The organism is Neisseria sp. P0020.S003 (assembly GCF_051957095.1).
GTDB classification, from domain to species: Bacteria; Pseudomonadota; Gammaproteobacteria; order Burkholderiales; family Neisseriaceae; genus Neisseria; species Neisseria subflava.
In genome coordinates, this window is the sequence record NZ_JBQCWU010000015.1 from 1 (window position 1) to 18,583 (window position 18,583).

Sequence of the window (18,583 nt, forward strand, 5' to 3'; positions counted from 1 at the left end):
TTTTGCGGTGTTGGGGCATGGTTTTGGATTGGGGATGTTCGAGTGCGCCGATACCGCCTTCTTGATAGGCGCGTATCCATCGTCTCAGGTGGGTTCGGGAAATGCCGTAGTGGTCTGCGGTACGCTGCTGGCTGCGTATATGCAGGTAGTGGAGTACGGCTTGGTATTTGAAGTGTAATGTATATTTGCTCATAAAAAAACTGCACCTTGTGAGTTGGAGGGGATGTCCAACTTTTGGGGTGCAGTTCAGTTTTCAGACGGCCTTTATTTATTGTTTTATTTATGCTTTGGCAACACTGTTTTTACGGCCAAACCAAACAAAACCAATCACACCCAATACAATCATCGGTACGCTCAACCATTGACCCATGGACAAGCCCAAGGTCAACAGACCGAGATAGTCGTCAGGCTGGCGGGCAAATTCGGCAATAAAGCGGAACAAACCGTAACCGCCCAAGAACAATGCTGCTGTTTGACCGGCCGGACGCGGTTTTTTAGAAAAAATCCAAACAATGACAAACAGGCAAATGCCTTCAAGGGCAAATTGGTAAAGCTGAGACGGATGGCGCGGCAGCATACCGTATTGTTGCAGCCATTCGGCCCACAAAGGATTGTGCGCCGCAACTTCCGCATCTTCGTAACGCGCTTGCGGGAAACCCATCGCCCAGAAAGCATTGAGTTCGGTCACGCGACCCCAAAGTTCGCCGTTGATAAAGTTGCCGATACGGCCGGAAGCCAAGCCCAGCGGTACGAGCGGCGCAACGGTATCCATCAATTTCAAGATACTGATGTTGTGCTTGCGGCCAAACAGCCACATGGCAACGACCACGCCCAAGAAGCCGCCGTGAAACGACATGCCGCCTTCCCAAACTTTGAAAATATCCAAAGGGTTGGCAAGATAGTCGGAAAATTTATAAAACAAAACGTAGCCGATACGGCCGCCCAAGATGACGCCCAGGATACCCCAAGTCAGGAAATCGTCGAGTGTTTCTTTAGTAAACACAGAATTGCCCTGCGCGATACGACGGCGGCCCAAAATCGTAAACAGGATAAAGCCGACAATATAGCTCAAGGCATACCAGCGGATGGCAAGCGGGCCGATGCTGATCAGCACCGGATCAAACTGGGGATGTATTATCATGATGTGTGCTCCTTATCTCAAAGGCCGTCTGAAAGCCTGAACTTTCAGACGGCCTGTATGCGGTGTCGAATGGTTTAACGCAAATCGCCAACCACATTCAAAATAGCAGACAACATTGCCTCGCCCAAGCGCAGCGAACGTTGGCCGTTCCAGCCGAAATCGTCGTCCGGCAGGTTGGCATTGTCTTTAAACGGCATTTCCAAAGTATAGGCAAGGCAGTTGAAATGATTGCCGACCCAGTTGGTCGCCAAAGTCATGTTTGCCTGACCCGGCGCATCTTTGTCATAGCCGTAATCGTCTTGGAAATCGGGGCTGGCATTGAGCAGCGCAAGTTTGAATTGGTCTTCCAAGGCTTCGATGCGCTCGTTGTAGTTTGGCACGCCTTCGGTGCCGGCCACAAAGACAAACGGCAGACCTTCATCGCCGTGAATATCCAAGAACAAATCTACGCCGGTTTCCATCATTTTTTCGCGGACGGTAAAGACTTCGGGGCTTCGCTCCAAAGTCGGGTTTTCCCATTCGCGGTTGAGATTGGCGCCGGCAGCATTGGTACGCAAATTGCCCAGCACAGAACCGTCCGGATTCATATTCGGCACAATGTAGAAAGTCGCACGGTCAAGCAGCATGCGCGCGGTCGGATCTTGCGGATCAAGCAGGCGGCCCAGCAAACCTTCGACAAACCATTCCGCCATGGTTTCGCCCGGATGCTGACGGGCGATAATCCAGACTTTCATGTCGCTTTCGACTTGGTTGCCGATGGTCAGAAGATTGATATCGCGGCCTTGAACGGTACTGCCCAAATCGTCGATACGGCACAAACCGCTGCCCTGCGCATCGCCCAAAAGGTTCAAATGCTGCTCGTTGGAATAAGGCTCGAAATAAGCGTAGTAAACGCTGTTGGACAAAGGCGTATGGTTGATGGTCAACACGCCGTTTTCGTAGCTGGTCTGCACGCGGAACCAATTTTGGCGGTCATAAGAGGCGCAAGCCTGATAGTCCTCCCAACCTAAAGGATACGCCGCGTCCGCCGCATTTTCAAAATGCATCACGCAGTTTTGATAGGCCGCACCCTGCAAACGGAAGTAAAACCATTGGGCAAACTCCGAAGCATTGTCGGGACGCAGGGCGAGACGGATATCGGCAGGGTTGCTCAAGTCTTTGACAACGACCGAACCGGCATCGAATTGGGTGCTGATTTTCATCATGGGTATCCTTAGTAATCGGCGAAGAGGCCGAAGCAAACCGTCATTTTACCGTTTGCATGAGGCTGGTTTCAACCATTTAACTGATTTAACAGGATTTCAAGCGCTTGGAAACATTGTTTCAGACGGCCTTTGGGATTAAGATAAGGCCGAAATCATGAAACAAGGTTGAAACCATGACCCAGCAACAATCTGTCTCCCCTGCCATCAAGGCGCGCGTCCTTGCCGAATCTTTACCTTATATCCGCCGTTTTTCCGGCTCCATCATCGTCATCAAATACGGCGGCAACGCCATGACCGAACCTGCTTTAAAAGAGGGTTTCGCACGCGATGTCGTCCTGCTCAAACTAATCGGCCTGCATCCCGTCATCGTTCACGGCGGCGGCCCGCAAATCAATGAAATGTTGGAAAAAGTCGGCAAAAAAGGAGAATTTGTTCAAGGCATGCGCGTGACCGACAGCGAAACCATGGACATTGTCGAAATGGTTTTGGGCGGACACGTCAATAAAGAAATCGTTTCCATGATTACCACCTTCGGCGGTCGCGCCGTCGGCATTACCGGCCGCGACAACCACTTCATCAAAGCAGAAAAACTCCTGATCGACACGCCAGAACAAAAAGGCGTGGACATCGGCCAAGTCGGCACAGTGGCCGACATCGATACCCGTTTGGTGGAAGGCTTGGTCGAACGCGGCTGCATTCCTGTCATCGCCCCCATCGGCGTAGGTCAAAACGGCGAAGCGTTCAATATCAATGCCGACTTGGTTGCCGGCAAACTGGCGGAAAAACTTCAGGCCGAAAAACTGTTGATGATGACCAATATCCCCGGCGTACTGGATAAAGAAGGCAAATTATTGACCACCCTGACGCCAAGCCGTATTGACGAACTGATTGAAGACGGCACGCTGTACGGCGGTATGCTGCCTAAAATTGCCTCCGCCGTCGAAGCCGCCAAAAGCGGCGTCAAAGCCACGCATATCATAGACGGCCGTGTTCCCAACGCCCTGCTCTTGGAAGTGCTGACCGATGACGGTGTAGGCTCAATGATTTTGGGCGAAGACTAATCCGTTTTTCAGACGGCCTTATGCCTGATTTAATCAGCTTTTCACCCTAAAAAGGGTAAAAAATGTTACACTATACGGCTTATGTTTGTTTGAGCGATATTGACGTGAAACAAACTTACAGTCGGTTTCATACCGACTCCGATACCATACTTGGCAAAGACGGTATAATGTCTGCATTCATCAGACTTTGGCAATCATCCTTAAGGCCGTCTGAAACGTAACAAAGCTACTTTTCTTTTACCATCCTATTTGGAGATATTCATGAGCGCAATCGTTGATATTTTTGCACGCGAGATTTTGGACTCCCGCGGCAACCCTACCGTAGAGTGTGACGTATTGTTGGAATCCGGCGTCATGGGACGCGCAGCCGTACCTAGCGGCGCATCAACCGGCCAAAAAGAAGCTTTGGAACTGCGTGACGGCGACAAATCCCGTTACTTGGGCAAAGGCGTATTGAAAGCCGTTGACCACGTCAACAACCAAATCGCACAAGCCCTCATCGGTATCGATGCCAACGAACAATCTTATATCGACCAAATCATGATCGAATTGGACGGTACTGAAAACAAAGGCAACTTGGGTGCCAACGCCACTTTGGCCGTTTCTATGGCCGTAGCACGCGCAGCTGCTGAAGATGCAGGCCTGCCTCTGTATCGCTACTTGGGCGGCGCAGGCCCAATGGCTCTGCCTGTTCCGATGATGAACGTTATCAACGGCGGCGAACATGCCAACAACAGCCTGAACATCCAAGAATTCATGATCATGCCTGTCGGCGCAAAATCTTTCCGCGAAGCCCTGCGTTGCGGCGCCGAAATCTTCCACGCACTGAAAAAACTGTGTGATGCCAAAGGCTTCCCAACTACCGTGGGCGACGAAGGCGGTTTCGCACCTAACCTGAACAGCCACAAAGAAGCCCTGCAACTGATCGTCGAAGCAACCGAAGCCGCAGGCTACAAAGCAGGCGAAGACGTATTGTTCGCCCTGGACTGCGCATCCAGCGAGTTCTACAAAGACGGCCAATACCATCTGGAAGCCGAAGGCCGCTCTTACACCAGCGCAGAATTTGCCGAATACTTGGAAGGCCTGGTTAACGAATTCCCAATCGTTTCCATCGAAGACGGCATGGACGAAAACGACTGGGAAGGCTGGAAACTGTTGACCGAAAAATTGGGCGGCCGAGTTCAATTGGTCGGCGACGACTTGTTCGTAACCAATCCAAAAATCTTGGCTGAAGGCATCGAAAAAGGCGTGGCAAACGCATTGCTGGTTAAAGTAAACCAAATCGGTACTTTGAGCGAAACCCTGAAAGCCGTTGACTTGGCAAAACGCAACTGCTACACCAGCGTAATGAGCCACCGTTCCGGCGAAACCGAAGACAGCACCATTGCCGACTTGGCAGTTGCCACCAACTGTATGCAAATCAAAACCGGCTCCCTGTCCCGTTCTGACCGCATGGCGAAATACAACCAATTGTTGCGCATTGAAGAAGAATTGGCCGAAGCCGCTTACTACCCTGGCAAAGCCGCATTCTACCAATTGGGCAAATAAGCAGAATATAGGATATTGATTGTATGAAGTGGGTGACTTTTGTTTTAACCTTCGCACTTTTGTGCTGTCAGTACAGCCTTTGGTTTGGTAAAGGCAGCGTCGGGCATACGGAAGAATTGCAGGAGCAGCTCGTCCGTCAGGAAGAAAAAAACCAAACACTCACTTTGCGCAACAATTTCCTTAATGCAGAAGTTGAAGACTTGGCACACGGACAAGAGGCCATTGCCGAAATTGCCCGCGTCGAATTGGGCTATGTCCAAGACGGCGAAGTGTATTACCGAATCATCGACCGCCGCTAAACCCTGCAAAACAAAGGTCGTCTGAAAACATATTTTTCAGACGGCCTTTTTTATCGCAATCGCTATATAATCACATATCCCAAAATCAAATTACACCCATCATGTATGACGTAAACACCCACGATGTCCGCCGATTCTTTGCCCACGTCTGGCAACACAGGCTCGCGCCGCTCCAATTGGACGGCCTACAACAAAAAGCTTTGCGCATTATCGAAGCCCATCCCGAATACGGACACTATCTCGAAGACATCGAACAATATTTAGATAAAGAATGGTTGCCCGAAGACGGCGAAAGCAACCCATTCCTACACATGTCGCTACACCTTTCCCTGCAAGAGCAAAGCACCATCGACCAGCCCCCGGGCATCCATGCTATCCACCAACAACTTTGCGCCCGTTACAACGGCGACTGGGTCAAAGCCGAACACGATATGATGGAAGCATTGGCAGAAACCATCTGGGAAGCACAACGCTACGGACGGGGCCTTGACGTCAATGCCTACATGACCCGCCTACGGAAATTGGTCGGCTTAGGCCAAGAAGAAAAAGCCCGCCTCAATCCCCATGAAGTTGGCTTGATGGATACAAAGTAAATTCTTTTCAGACGGCCTCAACCCATACAAATCCTTACGCTTGCCAAAGCCAACATTTCTATCTTTCATGCTAAATTACTTTTTTAAAATCCGCATTACAAGGAAAACCAAAATGCTCCGCCCAACCCTTACCGCCCTACTCCTAGCCGCCTCCCTGCCCGTTGCAGCAGAAAGCCTCAACTACAACATCGTTGAATTTTCCGAATCCGCCAACATGGAAGTGCCACGGGATATCATGACCGCGCATTTCAGCATCAACGCAGAAGGCAAAGACCGTCAAGCCGTCAACCAAGCCTTCATGAAGAAATTCAACCAGTTCAACAAAATCTCCCAAAACAGCAAATTTAAAGCCGAGCTGATGGAGCACAACGCATCCCCGCGCTATCAATACACCAACAGCAAACGCACCCAAACCGGCTGGGAAGAACACGCCTACTTCAAAGTAGAAAGCAAAGACTTTGAAGCACTCAACCGCCTGATTGCCGACAGCATCAATATCGCCGTTTTGGAAAGCTCCTCATTTTCCGTATCCAAAGAAAAACGCGAAGAAACCGTCGACCAACTGAGCAAAGCCGTCATCCTGCGCTTCAAAGATCGCGCCCAAAATCTCGCCCAAACGCTCGGCTTCTCCAGCTACAAAATCGTTAAACTCAACCTGGGCCATATCGGCAACCGCCAAGTCGGCGGCGATTTTGCACGCGCCAAAATGCTGCGGGCAGCCCCCGTCGCAGAGATGGCTGCAGGAATAGAAGATGGCATACCTGCCTCCCCCGGTTCGGAAGAGATCAGCCTGACCGTCAGCGGCTCGGTGCAAATGTAGGATTTTCTTTTAAATCATTTAAAAGGCCGTCTGAAGGTATATTTTTCAGACGGCCTTTGTATTTGTTCAATGATTAGAACGGAATATCGTCGTCGATATCATCAACCGGAGCGGTCGGTTGTGCCGGGGCAGGACGACGGGCTGGGGCGGCTGGGGGTTCTTGAGCCGGAGCAGATTGGTATTGCTGTTGTGGCGCTTGTTGGTAGCTGCTTTGGCTTGAATGACCGCCTTGATTATAGCCGTCATCGTATGGTGCGCCGCCGCTGTTGTCGTTGCGGCTGCCGAGCATTTTCATCTCATTGGCAATGATGTCGTAAGCGGTGCGCTCGATGCCGTCTTTGCCTTGGTATTTGCGGCTTTGGATACGGCCTTCCAGGTACACTTGGCTGCCTTTACGCAGGTATTGACCGGCGATTTCGGCGAGTTTGCGGTACATGGTGATGTTGTGCCATTCGGTACGTTCTACGCGTTGGCCGTTGCGGTCGTTCCACGTTTCACTGGTGGCAATGCTGAAGTTACAGACGGCCTCGCCGTTGGGCATATAGCGGACTTCCGGGTCGCGGCCGAGACGGCCGATGAGGATAACTTTATTCAATGACATTTTACACTCCTGTGATAATTTTTTCGGCGGCCTCTTGGTCAAATCCTTTTTGCAAGGCCTTGATATAAATGGTTTGTTTGTCTGCGCTAAAGCTAATGCTTTCAACGCCTTCAATTTCGGTCAATTTTTGGTAGAGCAAATCCGGATTTTGTTGCCATTCGGCGTTAAGCGGATAGCTGAGGTTTTTGACGGGTTTCGGTGCAGGCGAAATGACTGCCAATACCAGCCACAGCAACATCAATACGCTACAAAAGGCAAATACGCCTGCAAAACCGTATTTTTGGAACAATAAACCACCGGTTGCGCCGCCGACAAACAAGCCGACCGACTGCATGGTGTTATACACGCCCATAGCGGTGCCTTTCAAATCGGACGGAGCGATTTTTGACACCATAGACGGCAGGCTGGCTTCCAACACATTGAAACCAATAAAGTAAACAATCAGATAAGCGGTAATCAACCATACCGAGTGCATTCCGAACAGCAAACCGATTTGCGCCGCGGCAATGCAGACGATACCAAGAATAAACACTTGTTTGAGTTTGTTGCGCGTTTCGCCGACGATAATCAGCGGCACCATAATAATCAGGCCGGTAATGGTTGACGGCAGATAGACTCGCCAGTGATGGATTTTTTCCAAACCCAACTGCGTCATGGCAAACGGCAATGCGGTAAATAAAGCCATTTGCGCCGCATGCAAGGCAAAAATACCGAAGTCGAGATTGAGCAGTTGGCGGTTTTTCAATACCTCGCCCATACGAGAAGGCTGCGCCTGCGTGTCTTCATGCATTTTTGACACTTCCGGATCAGGCGTCATCCAGGCAACCACGCCGATACTGATTACAGTCAGAATACCGGTCAGCGCAAACAGGCCGGATACGCCGATAAAGCTGGCAATCATCGGCGCAAGCACTAGGCTGACGGAAAAGGTCAAGCCGATACTCAGACCGATCATCGCCATCGCACGCGTCCGCACTTCGTTACGGGTCAAATCTGCTAGCAAAGCCGTTACCGCCGCGCTGACGGCACCTGCGCCTTGAATGGCACGCGCGGCAACCAACATCTGCAGGCTGTCGGCAACTGCGGCCAAAAAACTCCCCGCTGCAAACACAATCAGGCCGGCATAAATCACTTTTTTACGGCCGAACTTGTCGGAAGCCATGCCCAAAGGCAGCTGCAGCAAAGCCTGTGTCAGCCCGTAAATACCCATCGCCATACCGACCAGCGCTTTATTGTTTTCTGCGCCGGGCAACGAAGCGGCATACATCGCCAAGACAGGCAACACCAAAAACATCCCCAACATACGCAGTGCGTAAACGCCGGAAAGTGTGGTACTGGCACGCCACTCGTGCGGAAACATTTGAATGCGGTTATCTCTTGCCATAAATAATGTTTCAGACGGCCTTAAGTTTGCGAAAGGCCGTCTGAAAGTGTGAATTAACAGATTTTCTGATTATACAGGATTCAAAGGAATTGCATGGAGTCAAATCGCAAGCCGTTTATCGCAAACCTGCTTCATCGGTATAAAACGGTTTTAAAAAAAAACAACGTCACGCAAGATCTGCCCTATCCCATTATCCCCAATCAACCCCACTGCCATCTATTTCGCCACGCGCCTAACACGGCATTCGGATATTTGTTACTGCCCAAGCTGCCGTTAAACCTTGCCAAAGCGCGGACAATATTGCCTTTTTCGATATTGTTGTAATGGCGAAGAATGGTGCAACCATAGCGCAGATTGGTGCGGATATCGAAAAGGTTGTGCGACGGATTGCCGATATAGTTTTTCCAAAACGGCATCACCTGCATCAAACCGCGCGCACCCACGCCGCTAATCGCATATTGGCGAAACGCACTTTCCACTTCAATCAAGCCCAAAATCACTTGAGTGTTGAGGCCGGCACGACTGCTTTCGTATTGAATATTGACCAACAGGCGGCGGCGCTCGCCTTCATCGGGAATGAAACGTGCCAATCGTGAAGACATCGCCGCCAACCAACGCTCCCCTTCCCTCGAATCGGCAAACACCAGCCGCGCAGGGCTGGCGCTATTAATCGAACTGCGCATCACGGAAGCCACATCATCGGCCAGCGTTTCTTCACGTTGCGCCCCCGCCCATGCGGTCGCAGGCGTCAAAAGCATGGCTCCGCCGACTTGTAACAGGCGGCGGCGCGATAAAAATAAGGAATCTTGGTTTTCCGATTTCATGTGTTTTCTCTTTTTAGGCCGTCTGAAAAGTTCAGACGGCCTTTGATATACTTGCTTAAAATCAGCATTATAAAATACATCTATGAGTAGAATCAAAGAGCTGTATACCTTTTATTGTCAAGTGATACCGCCTCAAGTAACATTTAGGTTTTTCTAATCAACCGGTATTTTTTATGACCACCACTCCCGCCAACGTTTTAGCCTCCGTCGACTTGGGTTCCAACAGTTTCCGCCTGCAAATTTGTGAAAACAACAACGGCCAGCTGAAAGTCATCGACTCGTTCAAACAAATGGTTCGCTTTGCCGCCGGCTTGGACGAACAAAAAAACCTGAGCGAAGCCTCTCAAGAACAAGCCTTGGAATGTTTGGCAAAATTTGGCGAACGCCTGCGCGGATTCCAACCTGAAAACGTGCGCGTGGTGGCCACCAACACTTTCCGTGTCGCCAAAAACATCGCCCAATTCCTGCCCCGTGCCGAAGCGGCGCTGGGCTTCCCCATCGAAGTCATCGCCGGCCGTGAAGAAGCGCGTCTGATTTACACCGGCGTAGTGCATACCTTACCGCCCAAAGGCGACAAAATGCTGGTTATCGACATTGGCGGCGGCTCGACTGAATTTGTCATCGGCTCGGATTTGCAACCGCTGACCACAGAAAGCCTGCCTTTGGGCTGCGTAACGTACAGCATGCGCTTCTTCCAAAACAAAGTAACCGCCAAAGATTTCCAAGCCGCCGTTTCCGCCGCGCGTATCGAAATCCAGCGCATCAGCAAAATGATGAAGCGTACCGGTTGGGATTTCGCCATCGGCACCTCCGGTTCGGCAAAATCCATACGCGACGTTTTGGCGGTCGAATTGCCGCAAGAAGCCGACATTACCGCCCAAGGCATGCGTTATCTTGCCGATAGGATTATCGAAGCCGGTTCGGTTAAAAAAGCCAAATTTGAAAACCTCAAACCCGAACGCATTGAAGTTTTTGCGGGCGGATTGGCCGTGATGATGGCGGCTTTTGAAGAACTCTCGCTGACTAAAATGACCGTTACCGAGGCCGCACTCCGCGACGGTGTGTTCTACGACTTAATCGGCCGCAGCCTCAATGTCGATATGCGCGAACAGACAACGGCAGAGTTCCAAAAACGCTACCACGTCAGCCTCAACCAAGCCAAACGCGTTGCCGATACCGCGCAAGCCTTTATGAACAGTCTGTGCCACGCCAAAAACGTAACCGTTCAAGAGCTTGCCCTGTGGAACCAATACCTCAGCCGCGCAGGTCGTTTGCATGAAATCGGCTTGGATATTGCCCATACCGGTTATCACAAACACTCCGCCTACATTCTCGAAAACGCCGATATGCCGGGCTTCTCACGCAAAGAGCAAACCATTTTGGCACAACTGGTTATCGGCCATCGCGGCGACCTCAAGAAAATGGCGGACATTATCGGCAACAACGAAATCATGTGGTGTGCCGTATTGTCCCTGCGCCTGGCCGCCCTCTTCTGCCGCTCGCGCCTGCCTCTTGATTTGCCACCGCAAACCCAGCTTCGCGTCGATGAAAACAACCACAGCTTTATCTTGCGCATCAACGCCCAATGGCTGGAGCAACACCCCCTCATCGCCGATGCGCTGGACTACGAAAGCGCGCAATGGCAAAAAATCGATATGCCTTTCTCGGTTCAAGCACAATAAACCGCGCTCCGTTATAATAGGCAGCTTTTCAAAATCCAAACCGCAGGCCGTCTGAAAACGACAGCCTGCCATACATCAAGGAAAACCATGAGAAAACCCCAACGCGGCTACGCCCGCCAAGACCGTGTCAAAGAACAAATCATGCGCGAGCTTGCCGAACTCGTCCGCACCGGCCTGAAAGACCCGCGCGCCGGTTTCATCACCATCAACGAAGTCGAAGTCACCCGCGACTACAGCCACGCAACCGTGTTCTACACCGTCCTCGACGACAGCACACGCGACATCACAGAAGAAGCTTTGGAACACGCCAAAGGCCATTTGCGCAGCGAATTGGCCAAACGCATCAAACTCTTCAAAACGCCCGAGCTGCATTTTAAATACGATGAATCACTCGAACGCGGCATGAGCATTTCCAGCCTGATCGACCAAGTGGCGGCGGAAAAACCGGTTGAAGATTAAGAAATCTATGATGAAAAAATGGCTTGTATCTATTTTATTTGCAACAGCATCCTATGCCTTTTCCACGCCTTTATCTTTTAATTGGAAGCAAAATAAAGCCGAAGTAACAGAGATAACTGATATTCCATATGGCGTGACAGAAACAAATGATGTTTCATCCGACGTGATAGAGTATAGGTATTTCATTCAATTAACCAAACGGGGAATAAGCAACTTTGTACTGTCTTACGGCAACCGTAATATTATTTCTATCAATGATTACAAACCTAGCGAAGAAGCTGTACTCTCTTCGCAAGCTCTGCCACCCCTTATTTTACTAATTAATCAATCAGGACAAGCTGTTGATATTCTCAACTGGAAAGATTTTTACACTCAATCAAAGAAAATAAGCCTTGAGAAGAAAAGTATTAGTAAAGACGACTTGGAGGAATTAAACAATCTAGAAATACAAAATGCCATAAAACAAAAAAAGATGGACAATCCATGGGGTTACTGGATATGGCTTTGGGCGGATATTAACCCTGACAAGCTACCTGCCCCATCTCAGAAAAATTTTTCTATCTTAGGCATACCGTATATTCAAACAAGTTCTTATGAATTGATAAATCAGACTGATCAAGAGATAACATTACGATACCAATCTCAAGTTAATATGGATCAGACTGCCGATATCAGCAACGAAAGCTTCTTGAAAGCAGATAAGGTAACTACGAAAGAACTGATAGATGCAGACCAACTTTTCAAAAGTGTAACGGTAACCGCAACATTGGCAAAGCAAACCATGCAACCAAAATCTGTAGAGGTTTCTGAAGTTTCTTCATTTCCATTTATAAAAATCAAGCGGACAACTTACCGCTTTAAATGGTTCGACTAAAAATAAAAATGCCGTCTGAAAATATAAAGCTATTTTTTTTCAGACGGCATATTCCTTAAAAAAACGCTATGACAACCAAACCCACCAAACGCCCGGTTAACGGCGTTCTTCTTCTCGACAAACCCGAAGGCCTTTCCAGCAACACAGCCCTGCAAAAAGCGCGGCGCTTGTTCTGTGCCGAAAAAGCCGGGCATACTGGCGTACTCGATCCTTTAGCCACAGGGCTTTTGCCTGTTTGTTTCGGCGAAGCGACCAAGTTCGCCCAATATCTGATTGATGCAGACAAAGCCTATACGGCCACGCTGAAACTGGGAGAAGCCAGCAGTACGGGCGATGCAGAAGGCGAAATCGTTGCCACCGCACGCGCCGATATTTCATTGTCCGAATTTCAGACGGCCTGCCAAGCCTTAACAGGCGACATCCGCCAAGTGCCGCCTATGTTTTCCGCCCTCAAACACGAAGGCAAACCGCTGTACGAATACGCACGCAAAGGCATCGTTATCGAACGCAAAGCGCGCGATATTACGATTTACTCCATTGATATCACTGAATTTGATGCACCCAAAGCCGTGATAGACGTACGTTGCAGCAAAGGCACTTACATCCGCACTCTCAGCGAAGACATCGCTAAACACATCGGCACATTCGCCCACCTGACCGCCCTGCGCCGTACCGAAACCGCAGGCTTTACCATTGCCCAAAGCCACACGCTCGAAGCTTTGGCAGAATTGGACGAAGCCGAACGCGATGCCTTGTTGCTGCCTTGCGATGTCTTGGTGCAACATTTCCCCAAACTGAAATTAAACGACTACGCCGTTACCATGCTCAAAAACGGCCAACGTCCCCAATTTACCGAAGACATTTCCGCCGAGCAGCCCATCCGTGTGTACAGCAGAGACGGCACATTTATCGGACTGGTGGAATATCAAAAAGAAATAGGCCGTCTGAAAGCCTTGCGCCTGATGAATACCGCCGACAAATAACTTCCTGCAAAGAGAGCCAATCATGAAAGTCTATACCGCCGCCCAGATGCGCGAACGCGAACAAGCAGCCGTCGATAAAGGCACAAGCTTCGACCAACTGATGGAAAACGCCGGCAGCTCTGCCGCGCAAGACCTGATGCGGCGCCATCCTCAAGCCGGACGAGCCCTGATCGTTTGCGGCAAAGGCAACAACGGCGGCGACGGACTAGTCATGGCAAGATATATGCAGGCGCAAGGTTGGCACATCGACATTCTGTTTTCACTCGGAGAAAACCTCTCCCCCTTGGCTCAAACCAATCGCGAACGCCTCAACGGTTTGCCCCACATTGAATTGATATCCGCACAAGAACTGGAAGGCCGTCTGACAAAAGGTTACGACATCATTATCGAAGGCATATTCGGCACAGGCTTCAGCGGCGCGCTTCCAACCGAAATCGCCGCCCTCTGCCGCCAACTCAATCATTCAGACGGCCTGAAAGTCGCCCTCGATATTCCCACCGGCCTCAACTGCGACACCGCCGAAGCCGATCCCGACACATTCCGCGCAGACCTGACCTACACCTTTGCCGCCTACAAACCGGCACACTTAAGCGAGTCCGGCAAAACCTATTGTCAAGAAACCGTCTATTTACCTATTGGCATTGATTAAATGCCTATAAAAAACAACAGGGTGCTATTTTGCACCCTGTTGTTTTTGTTTACTTCCAAATCTGCGCCAATTTAATCCCCAGCACCGTCAAACCAAACGAACCGAAAACATGCAGACAGGTTGCCATCAAAGCCATACCCCAACGTTGCGCCTGCATCAAACCCACCATCTCCACTGAAAGACCTGAAAATGTGGTCAAGCTGCCGAGAAAGCCGGTAATCCAAAGCAAACGCCATTGCGGATCGGTTAAGAGTTCCGCCAATACGCCGATCAGCAGCGCGCCCAACCAGTTTGCCGCCAAAGTACCGATAGGAAAAGGCGCAGAAGACACCAGCACCAAGCCAAACAGCCAACGCAATACAGCCCCGACAGCGGCACCGCAAACAATGGGAAAAATATAAGCAAACATAATAAGTTAAACATTCAATTCAAAAAACAGGCCATCCGGTCATTAGGCCGTCTGAAAACCAAGCAAGGATGCCTTCATGTCTTACTGCCAAATCTTAGGCGCGGATTTCAAATACCTGTCGTCATCGAAAGTACAAATCCATTGCGGCTTGAGCGCGATAAAAATGGCTGTTGAAATACCGCTCAAAAATGCCTCCGCCCAAGCGATTAAGAAGAAAACAGGAAAAGCGGTTTTCCATAATACCGCCGTATCAAACACATCTACCCAGTCCAACAAACCAACCAAAATTACACCGGTAAACACCATGCCGACCGCCGCAGCCCAAAAACCATTCAGAAAAATAAAGATAAAGATATTGGCAGGCAAACGCGATACCCAATGGCGGAAACCCAAGTTCACCAACAAAGGCGGAAGCAATACGGACAAGGCGTTGATGGGAAACATATGCCAATCGCCCCAAAGCCACAAATATGGAAAAAACAGTAAAACGCCAAGGCAGAATGTAGTAGAGGTGCCCAGCATTAAAGCCGTCAGGTTTAAAGCAAGCAGATGATAGCTCATGCCGGCCAGTTGTCCGCTTTCCGGGGAGGCATTCAAACTCCAAGCCAGCGGCAACATCACGGCAGCCACCAAGAATGCGGAACGATGCTGCGATACCGACACCCATGCCTGCTTTGCACACAAAGCAAAAATCACCAGCAACACAGGCCATGCCGCCATCACGACACCAACGGGAAACCATCCGTTTTGAAAAATCATCATCTCATCCGCAAAATGTTCAGACGGCCTATTATACGCGTCTCAAGCCACAGCTTTGACAATCCTGTCTGCCTTTGTCGTTAAAGCTTGTTTCGGCTGGTTTTGTTTACCCGAAAAAAGCGTTAGAATAACGGACTTTGCCGTTTAATTAAGGGGATGGACGCATGCTTTGGACAATATTAGCTTTAATTCTGCTGGCTGTCATAGCCGGCTTGTTCTGGTGGCGCCAGAAACAAGAGCAAAAGTGGCGCCAAGAATTGGCCCGACTCAGTGGCGACGAAGAAGAAATAAACGAAGAAGACAGCCCAGTCGGTTTTTCCGACCAACTGGACAGCCTGAAACGTTTGTTCAGCATGAACAAGCGCACTGCCGACAACCATAAAATTGCCCGCATCCGCCTGCTTTCCGTGCTCGAACACAATAAAATGAAACGCGCCGAAACAAACGAAGAGCACGCAGCAGAACCGTTTACCGAAGAGCTGGAACACATCACAGCTACCAAAGAAGAAATCAAAGTTGCACCTAAAACCCGCAAATCTGCCAAACCGGAACGTATTCCTAAAATAACGCCGTTTGCACAGATGGAAACGCCCGAATACAGCCCGTCTTTGGTGCAAAACAGCAATTTTGAAGAAATCACATTAGAAGAAGCCACCCGTTCCCTGCACGAAGCAGCGGTTGAAGAATGGAACGAGCATTTGGCCGAAAAAAATGCGCCAATTTACAAAGACGAAGTCGAAACCCCATTATTGCGCGCTTCATCCCTGCCGATGACCGGCATGGAAATCATCGACTATAACGACCCTATCTTGCGCCGCACACGCGAACGTGCCTTGGCGCGTGCCAATAATGTCCGCGTGGCAGAAGCCAATGCGCCGCATATCGAAACCGTTCAGACGGCCTTAAGAACTGCCGAAAAAGAAGCCATCCTCCCCTATACTTCCATGCAGGCATTCCCTTCTGAAATCCAAGCGGAAGATATTCACAACAACCTTGCCCGCCGCACCGCCGCCCGCCACAAACTGGCCGAGGCCGTCGCCCCATTACGCGGCTACTCTCCGCGCACCATCGAAAATGACGAAATTTTGGCCAACTTGGGACAAATCAGCCGTCCTGCCAGCTTGCGCCGTCAAGTCCGCTATACCGAAGCGGCCGCCGAAAGATGGGCGCGTAAACAAGCTGCCACGGAAGCTGTTGCACCACGACCTGCCGCACCGGCAACGCCGTCCCGTCCGAAACCGGCTGCGCCTGTTAAAAAATCCCCTTATATCTCCCGACCTGCCGCGCCAAACGCAACCGTAGTCGAGCCGCCTGCCGTACCGGTTGTCCCTATGGCTAAAACCGATATTCCTGAGCCGCCCGTTTTCCAAACCTCGATTGCGCCGATTGATATCCCCGAACCGCCTGCTTTTGAACATAAAATCCAAGTGCCGATTTTTTATGCACAAGTCAATGCGCATGTCAGCAATCAGCCTGAACGCAGTATCCACGATTATTTAATCAGCGAATCTGCCGTCGAAGAAACGGAATTCGATAGTGAGCCGGAAGCAACTGTACAACCGGAAGCAGAAGCTATTCAAGCGGTTGAAGCTATTGAACCCGTTGAATCTGTTGAAACAATCGCAAGGCCATCTGAATATACAAAGACAGTCGTTGAACCGCCTGTTCAAACCGTAGAACCAAGCGTTCAAGAGGATACACCAAGCATAGCTATTCCAACTTCGGCAACACTTACCGATGCACGCCTGCCGACTACCGCCCTGCTTCTGCCGCCGCAGTTTGACCCAAGCGCATCGCAAACTGAAGAACAGTTGTTGGAAAACAGCATTACCATCGAAGAAAAACTGGCGGAGTTCAAAGTTAAAGTCAAAGTGATGGACTCCTATTCCGGCCCGGTCATTACGCGCTACGAAATCGAGCCTGATGTCGGCGTGCGCGGCAGTGCCGTTTTGAACCTCGAAAAAGACTTGGCGCGCTCGCTTGGCGTGGCTTCCATCCGCGTGGTGGAAACCATCCCCGGCAAAACCTGCATGGGTTTGGAATTGCCTAATCCGAAACGCCAAATGATCCGCTTAAGCGAAATCTTCAATTCTCCTGCGTTTACCGAATCCAAATCCAAACTGACCCTCGCTCTCGGCCAAGACATTACCGGCCAGCCTGTTGTGACAGACTTGGCCAAAGCACCGCATCTGCTGGTTGCCGGTACGACCGGTTCGGGTAAATCCGTAGGCGTGAACGCCATGATTCTGTCCATGCTCTTCAAAGCAACGCCTGAAGACGTGCGCATGATTATGATTGATCCGAAAATGCTGGAGCTGAGCATTTACGAAGGCATTCCGCACCTGCTCGCCCCCGTCGTAACCGATATGAAGCTGGCCGCAAACGCCCTGAACTGGTGCGTCAACGAAATGGAAAAACGCTACCGCCTGATGAGCTTTATGGGCGTGCGCAACCTTGCCGGTTTCAACCAAAAAATTGCCGAAGCCGCCGCGCGTGGCGAAAAAATCGGCAGCCCGTTCAGCCTCACGCCTGAAAATCCTGAGCCATTGGAAAAACTGCCGTTTATCGTGGTCGTGGTAGATGAATTTGCCGACCTGATGATGACTGCAGGCAAGAAAATTGAAGAACTGATTGCCCGTCTTGCCCAAAAAGCCCGCGCAGCCGGTATCCATTTGATTCTTGCCACCCAACGCCCAAGCGTGGATGTCATTACCGGCCTGATTAAAGCCAATATTCCGACACGCATTGCCTTCCAAGTGTCCAGCAAAATCGACAGTCGCACGATTCTCGACCAAATGGGTGCGGAAAACCTGCTCGGCCAAGGCGATATGCTGTTCCTGCCGCCCGGCACCGGTTATCCGCAACGCGTACACGGCGCATTCGCATCCGACAATGAAGTACACCGCATAGTGGAATACTTGAAACAATTCAGCGCACCTGACTATATCGACGATATTTTGAGCAACGGTTCCACTGAAGACTTTACCGGCACCAGCCGTAGCAACGACAGCGACCTCGACCCCATGTATGACGAAGCCGTTTCCATTGTCTTAAAATCGCGTAAGGCCAGCATTTCCAATATCCAACGCCAACTGCGCATCGGCTACAACCGCGCCGCCCGCCTGATTGACCAAATGGAAGCCGACGGTATTGTTTCCCCGGCGGAAAACAACGGCAACCGCACCATCTTGGCGCAAAGCAGCGACCATCTGGATTAATTTATCCTTGTTTAAAATTAAGGCCATCTGAAAACTTTCAGACGGCCTTTTTAAATCAGATAATGGATTCAGAG

General features: G+C 50.4%; 19 protein-coding genes. 11 read left to right on the plus strand and 8 right to left on the minus strand.

The window, feature by feature from the left end:
• The 3 genes from ACTHTQ_RS08455 to ACTHTQ_RS08465 form a co-directional block, all read right to left on the minus strand.
• Positions 1-193 (minus strand): helix-turn-helix domain-containing protein (locus ACTHTQ_RS08455; protein WP_440363643.1); only part of this gene is annotated, 193 nt, incomplete at its 3' end.
• 87 nt (positions 194-280) lie between these two features.
• Positions 281-1,141, minus strand: a complete 861-nt coding sequence (lgt, locus tag ACTHTQ_RS08460; RefSeq protein ID WP_440363644.1) for a prolipoprotein diacylglyceryl transferase — start codon at positions 1,139-1,141, stop codon at positions 281-283.
• 74 nt (positions 1,142-1,215) lie between these two features.
• Positions 1,216-2,346 carry a M14 family metallopeptidase gene (locus tag ACTHTQ_RS08465; protein WP_440363645.1) on the minus strand — a complete coding sequence of 377 codons (1,131 nt, stop codon included), beginning with the start codon at positions 2,344-2,346 and terminating at the stop codon, positions 1,216-1,218.
• Between the two features lie 173 nt (positions 2,347-2,519).
• Here ACTHTQ_RS08465 and argB point away from each other — a divergent pair, with 173 nt between their 5' ends.
• The 5 genes from argB (at position 2,520) to ACTHTQ_RS08490 (ending at position 6,667) form a co-directional block, all read left to right on the plus strand.
• Complete coding sequence (argB, locus tag ACTHTQ_RS08470; protein ID WP_440345565.1) at positions 2,520-3,407, plus strand: acetylglutamate kinase; 888 nt, start codon at positions 2,520-2,522, stop codon at positions 3,405-3,407.
• A gap of 261 nt (positions 3,408-3,668) precedes the next feature.
• Complete coding sequence (gene eno / locus ACTHTQ_RS08475; RefSeq protein ID WP_440363646.1) at positions 3,669-4,955, plus strand: phosphopyruvate hydratase; 1,287 nt, start codon at positions 3,669-3,671, stop codon at positions 4,953-4,955.
• 23 nt (positions 4,956-4,978) lie between these two features.
• Positions 4,979-5,254, plus strand: a complete 276-nt coding sequence (ftsB, locus tag ACTHTQ_RS08480; protein WP_003679613.1) for a cell division protein FtsB — start codon at positions 4,979-4,981, stop codon at positions 5,252-5,254.
• 101 nt (positions 5,255-5,355) lie between these two features.
• Entirely contained in the window at positions 5,356-5,847 is a 492-nt protein-coding gene (locus ACTHTQ_RS08485) for a DUF1841 family protein (protein WP_070749616.1), read from the plus strand.
• Positions 5,848-5,959: 112 nt separating this feature from the next.
• Positions 5,960-6,667, plus strand: coding sequence for an SIMPL domain-containing protein (locus ACTHTQ_RS08490; RefSeq protein ID WP_440363647.1), 708 nt, complete (start codon positions 5,960-5,962; stop codon positions 6,665-6,667).
• Between the two features lie 73 nt (positions 6,668-6,740).
• Here ACTHTQ_RS08490 and ACTHTQ_RS08495 read toward each other — a convergent pair whose 3' ends face one another.
• From ACTHTQ_RS08495 to ACTHTQ_RS08505, 3 genes are all read right to left on the minus strand, one after another.
• Complete coding sequence (locus tag ACTHTQ_RS08495) at positions 6,741-7,268, minus strand: single-stranded DNA-binding protein (protein WP_003685741.1); 528 nt, start codon at positions 7,266-7,268, stop codon at positions 6,741-6,743.
• 1 nt (position 7,269) lies between these two features.
• Positions 7,270-8,652, minus strand: coding sequence for an MFS transporter (locus ACTHTQ_RS08500; protein WP_314052802.1), 1,383 nt, complete (start codon positions 8,650-8,652; stop codon positions 7,270-7,272).
• Between the two features lie 200 nt (positions 8,653-8,852).
• Positions 8,853-9,476, minus strand: a complete 624-nt coding sequence (locus ACTHTQ_RS08505) for a lytic transglycosylase domain-containing protein (protein WP_039863563.1) — start codon at positions 9,474-9,476, stop codon at positions 8,853-8,855.
• A gap of 173 nt (positions 9,477-9,649) precedes the next feature.
• Here ACTHTQ_RS08505 and ppx point away from each other — a divergent pair, with 173 nt between their 5' ends.
• The 5 genes from ppx (at position 9,650) to ACTHTQ_RS08530 (ending at position 14,123) form a co-directional block, all read left to right on the plus strand.
• On the plus strand, positions 9,650-11,158 hold the full coding sequence (gene ppx / locus ACTHTQ_RS08510; protein WP_049351631.1) for an exopolyphosphatase: 1,509 nt from the start codon (positions 9,650-9,652) through the stop codon (positions 11,156-11,158).
• Positions 11,159-11,245: 87 nt separating this feature from the next.
• Positions 11,246-11,617, plus strand: coding sequence for a 30S ribosome-binding factor RbfA (gene rbfA / locus ACTHTQ_RS08515; protein WP_003685554.1), 372 nt, complete (start codon positions 11,246-11,248; stop codon positions 11,615-11,617).
• A 7-nt stretch (positions 11,618-11,624) separates the two neighbouring features.
• A complete protein-coding gene (locus ACTHTQ_RS08520; RefSeq protein ID WP_440363648.1) occupies positions 11,625-12,491 on the plus strand; it encodes a hypothetical protein in 867 nt (288 codons plus the stop codon).
• 68 nt (positions 12,492-12,559) lie between these two features.
• Complete coding sequence (truB, locus tag ACTHTQ_RS08525; protein WP_440363649.1) at positions 12,560-13,474, plus strand: tRNA pseudouridine(55) synthase TruB; 915 nt, start codon at positions 12,560-12,562, stop codon at positions 13,472-13,474.
• A gap of 22 nt (positions 13,475-13,496) precedes the next feature.
• Complete coding sequence (locus ACTHTQ_RS08530) at positions 13,497-14,123, plus strand: NAD(P)H-hydrate epimerase (RefSeq protein WP_440363650.1); 627 nt, start codon at positions 13,497-13,499, stop codon at positions 14,121-14,123.
• A gap of 49 nt (positions 14,124-14,172) precedes the next feature.
• Here the strand turns inward: ACTHTQ_RS08530 and ACTHTQ_RS08535 are convergent, their stop codons facing one another.
• Together ACTHTQ_RS08535 and ACTHTQ_RS08540 are read right to left on the minus strand one after the other, a co-directional pair.
• Positions 14,173-14,532, minus strand: coding sequence for a CrcB family protein (locus ACTHTQ_RS08535; RefSeq protein ID WP_440363651.1), 360 nt, complete (start codon positions 14,530-14,532; stop codon positions 14,173-14,175).
• 81 nt (positions 14,533-14,613) lie between these two features.
• Complete coding sequence (locus ACTHTQ_RS08540) at positions 14,614-15,291, minus strand: energy-coupling factor ABC transporter permease (protein WP_440363676.1); 678 nt, start codon at positions 15,289-15,291, stop codon at positions 14,614-14,616.
• A gap of 164 nt (positions 15,292-15,455) precedes the next feature.
• On the opposite strand from ACTHTQ_RS08540, the gene ACTHTQ_RS08545 reads away from it, so the two are divergent.
• A complete protein-coding gene (locus tag ACTHTQ_RS08545; RefSeq protein ID WP_440363652.1) occupies positions 15,456-18,509 on the plus strand; it encodes a DNA translocase FtsK in 3,054 nt (1,017 codons plus the stop codon).
• The last annotated feature ends 74 nt before the right edge of the window (positions 18,510-18,583 follow it).

Bases quoted from the DNA above. Each gene is read 5' to 3' on its own strand.
- rbfA (WP_003685554.1), top strand. From the start codon at position 11,246: ATGAGAAAACCCCAACGCGGCTACGCCCGCCAAGACCGTGTCAAAGAA.
- ACTHTQ_RS08545 (WP_440363652.1), top strand. From the start codon at position 15,456: ATGCTTTGGACAATATTAGCTTTAATTCTGCTGGCTGTCATAGCCGGC.
- ACTHTQ_RS08465 (WP_440363645.1), bottom strand. From the start codon at position 2,346: ATGATGAAAATCAGCACCCAATTCGATGCCGGTTCGGTCGTTGTCAAA.
- ACTHTQ_RS08505 (WP_039863563.1), bottom strand. From the start codon at position 9,476: ATGAAATCGGAAAACCAAGATTCCTTATTTTTATCGCGCCGCCGCCTG.
- truB (WP_440363649.1), top strand. From the start codon at position 12,560: ATGACAACCAAACCCACCAAACGCCCGGTTAACGGCGTTCTTCTTCTC.
- ACTHTQ_RS08490 (WP_440363647.1), top strand. From the start codon at position 5,960: ATGCTCCGCCCAACCCTTACCGCCCTACTCCTAGCCGCCTCCCTGCCC.
- ACTHTQ_RS08535 (WP_440363651.1), bottom strand. From the start codon at position 14,532: ATGTTTGCTTATATTTTTCCCATTGTTTGCGGTGCCGCTGTCGGGGCT.
- ACTHTQ_RS08540 (WP_440363676.1), bottom strand. From the start codon at position 15,291: ATGATTTTTCAAAACGGATGGTTTCCCGTTGGTGTCGTGATGGCGGCA.
- ACTHTQ_RS08530 (WP_440363650.1), top strand. From the start codon at position 13,497: ATGAAAGTCTATACCGCCGCCCAGATGCGCGAACGCGAACAAGCAGCC.
- ACTHTQ_RS08485 (WP_070749616.1), top strand. From the start codon at position 5,356: ATGTATGACGTAAACACCCACGATGTCCGCCGATTCTTTGCCCACGTC.
- ftsB (WP_003679613.1), top strand. From the start codon at position 4,979: ATGAAGTGGGTGACTTTTGTTTTAACCTTCGCACTTTTGTGCTGTCAG.
- ppx (WP_049351631.1), top strand. From the start codon at position 9,650: ATGACCACCACTCCCGCCAACGTTTTAGCCTCCGTCGACTTGGGTTCC.
- ACTHTQ_RS08500 (WP_314052802.1), bottom strand. From the start codon at position 8,652: ATGGCAAGAGATAACCGCATTCAAATGTTTCCGCACGAGTGGCGTGCC.
- lgt (WP_440363644.1), bottom strand. From the start codon at position 1,141: ATGATAATACATCCCCAGTTTGATCCGGTGCTGATCAGCATCGGCCCG.
- eno (WP_440363646.1), top strand. From the start codon at position 3,669: ATGAGCGCAATCGTTGATATTTTTGCACGCGAGATTTTGGACTCCCGC.
- ACTHTQ_RS08520 (WP_440363648.1), top strand. From the start codon at position 11,625: ATGATGAAAAAATGGCTTGTATCTATTTTATTTGCAACAGCATCCTAT.
- ACTHTQ_RS08495 (WP_003685741.1), bottom strand. From the start codon at position 7,268: ATGTCATTGAATAAAGTTATCCTCATCGGCCGTCTCGGCCGCGACCCG.
- argB (WP_440345565.1), top strand. From the start codon at position 2,520: ATGACCCAGCAACAATCTGTCTCCCCTGCCATCAAGGCGCGCGTCCTT.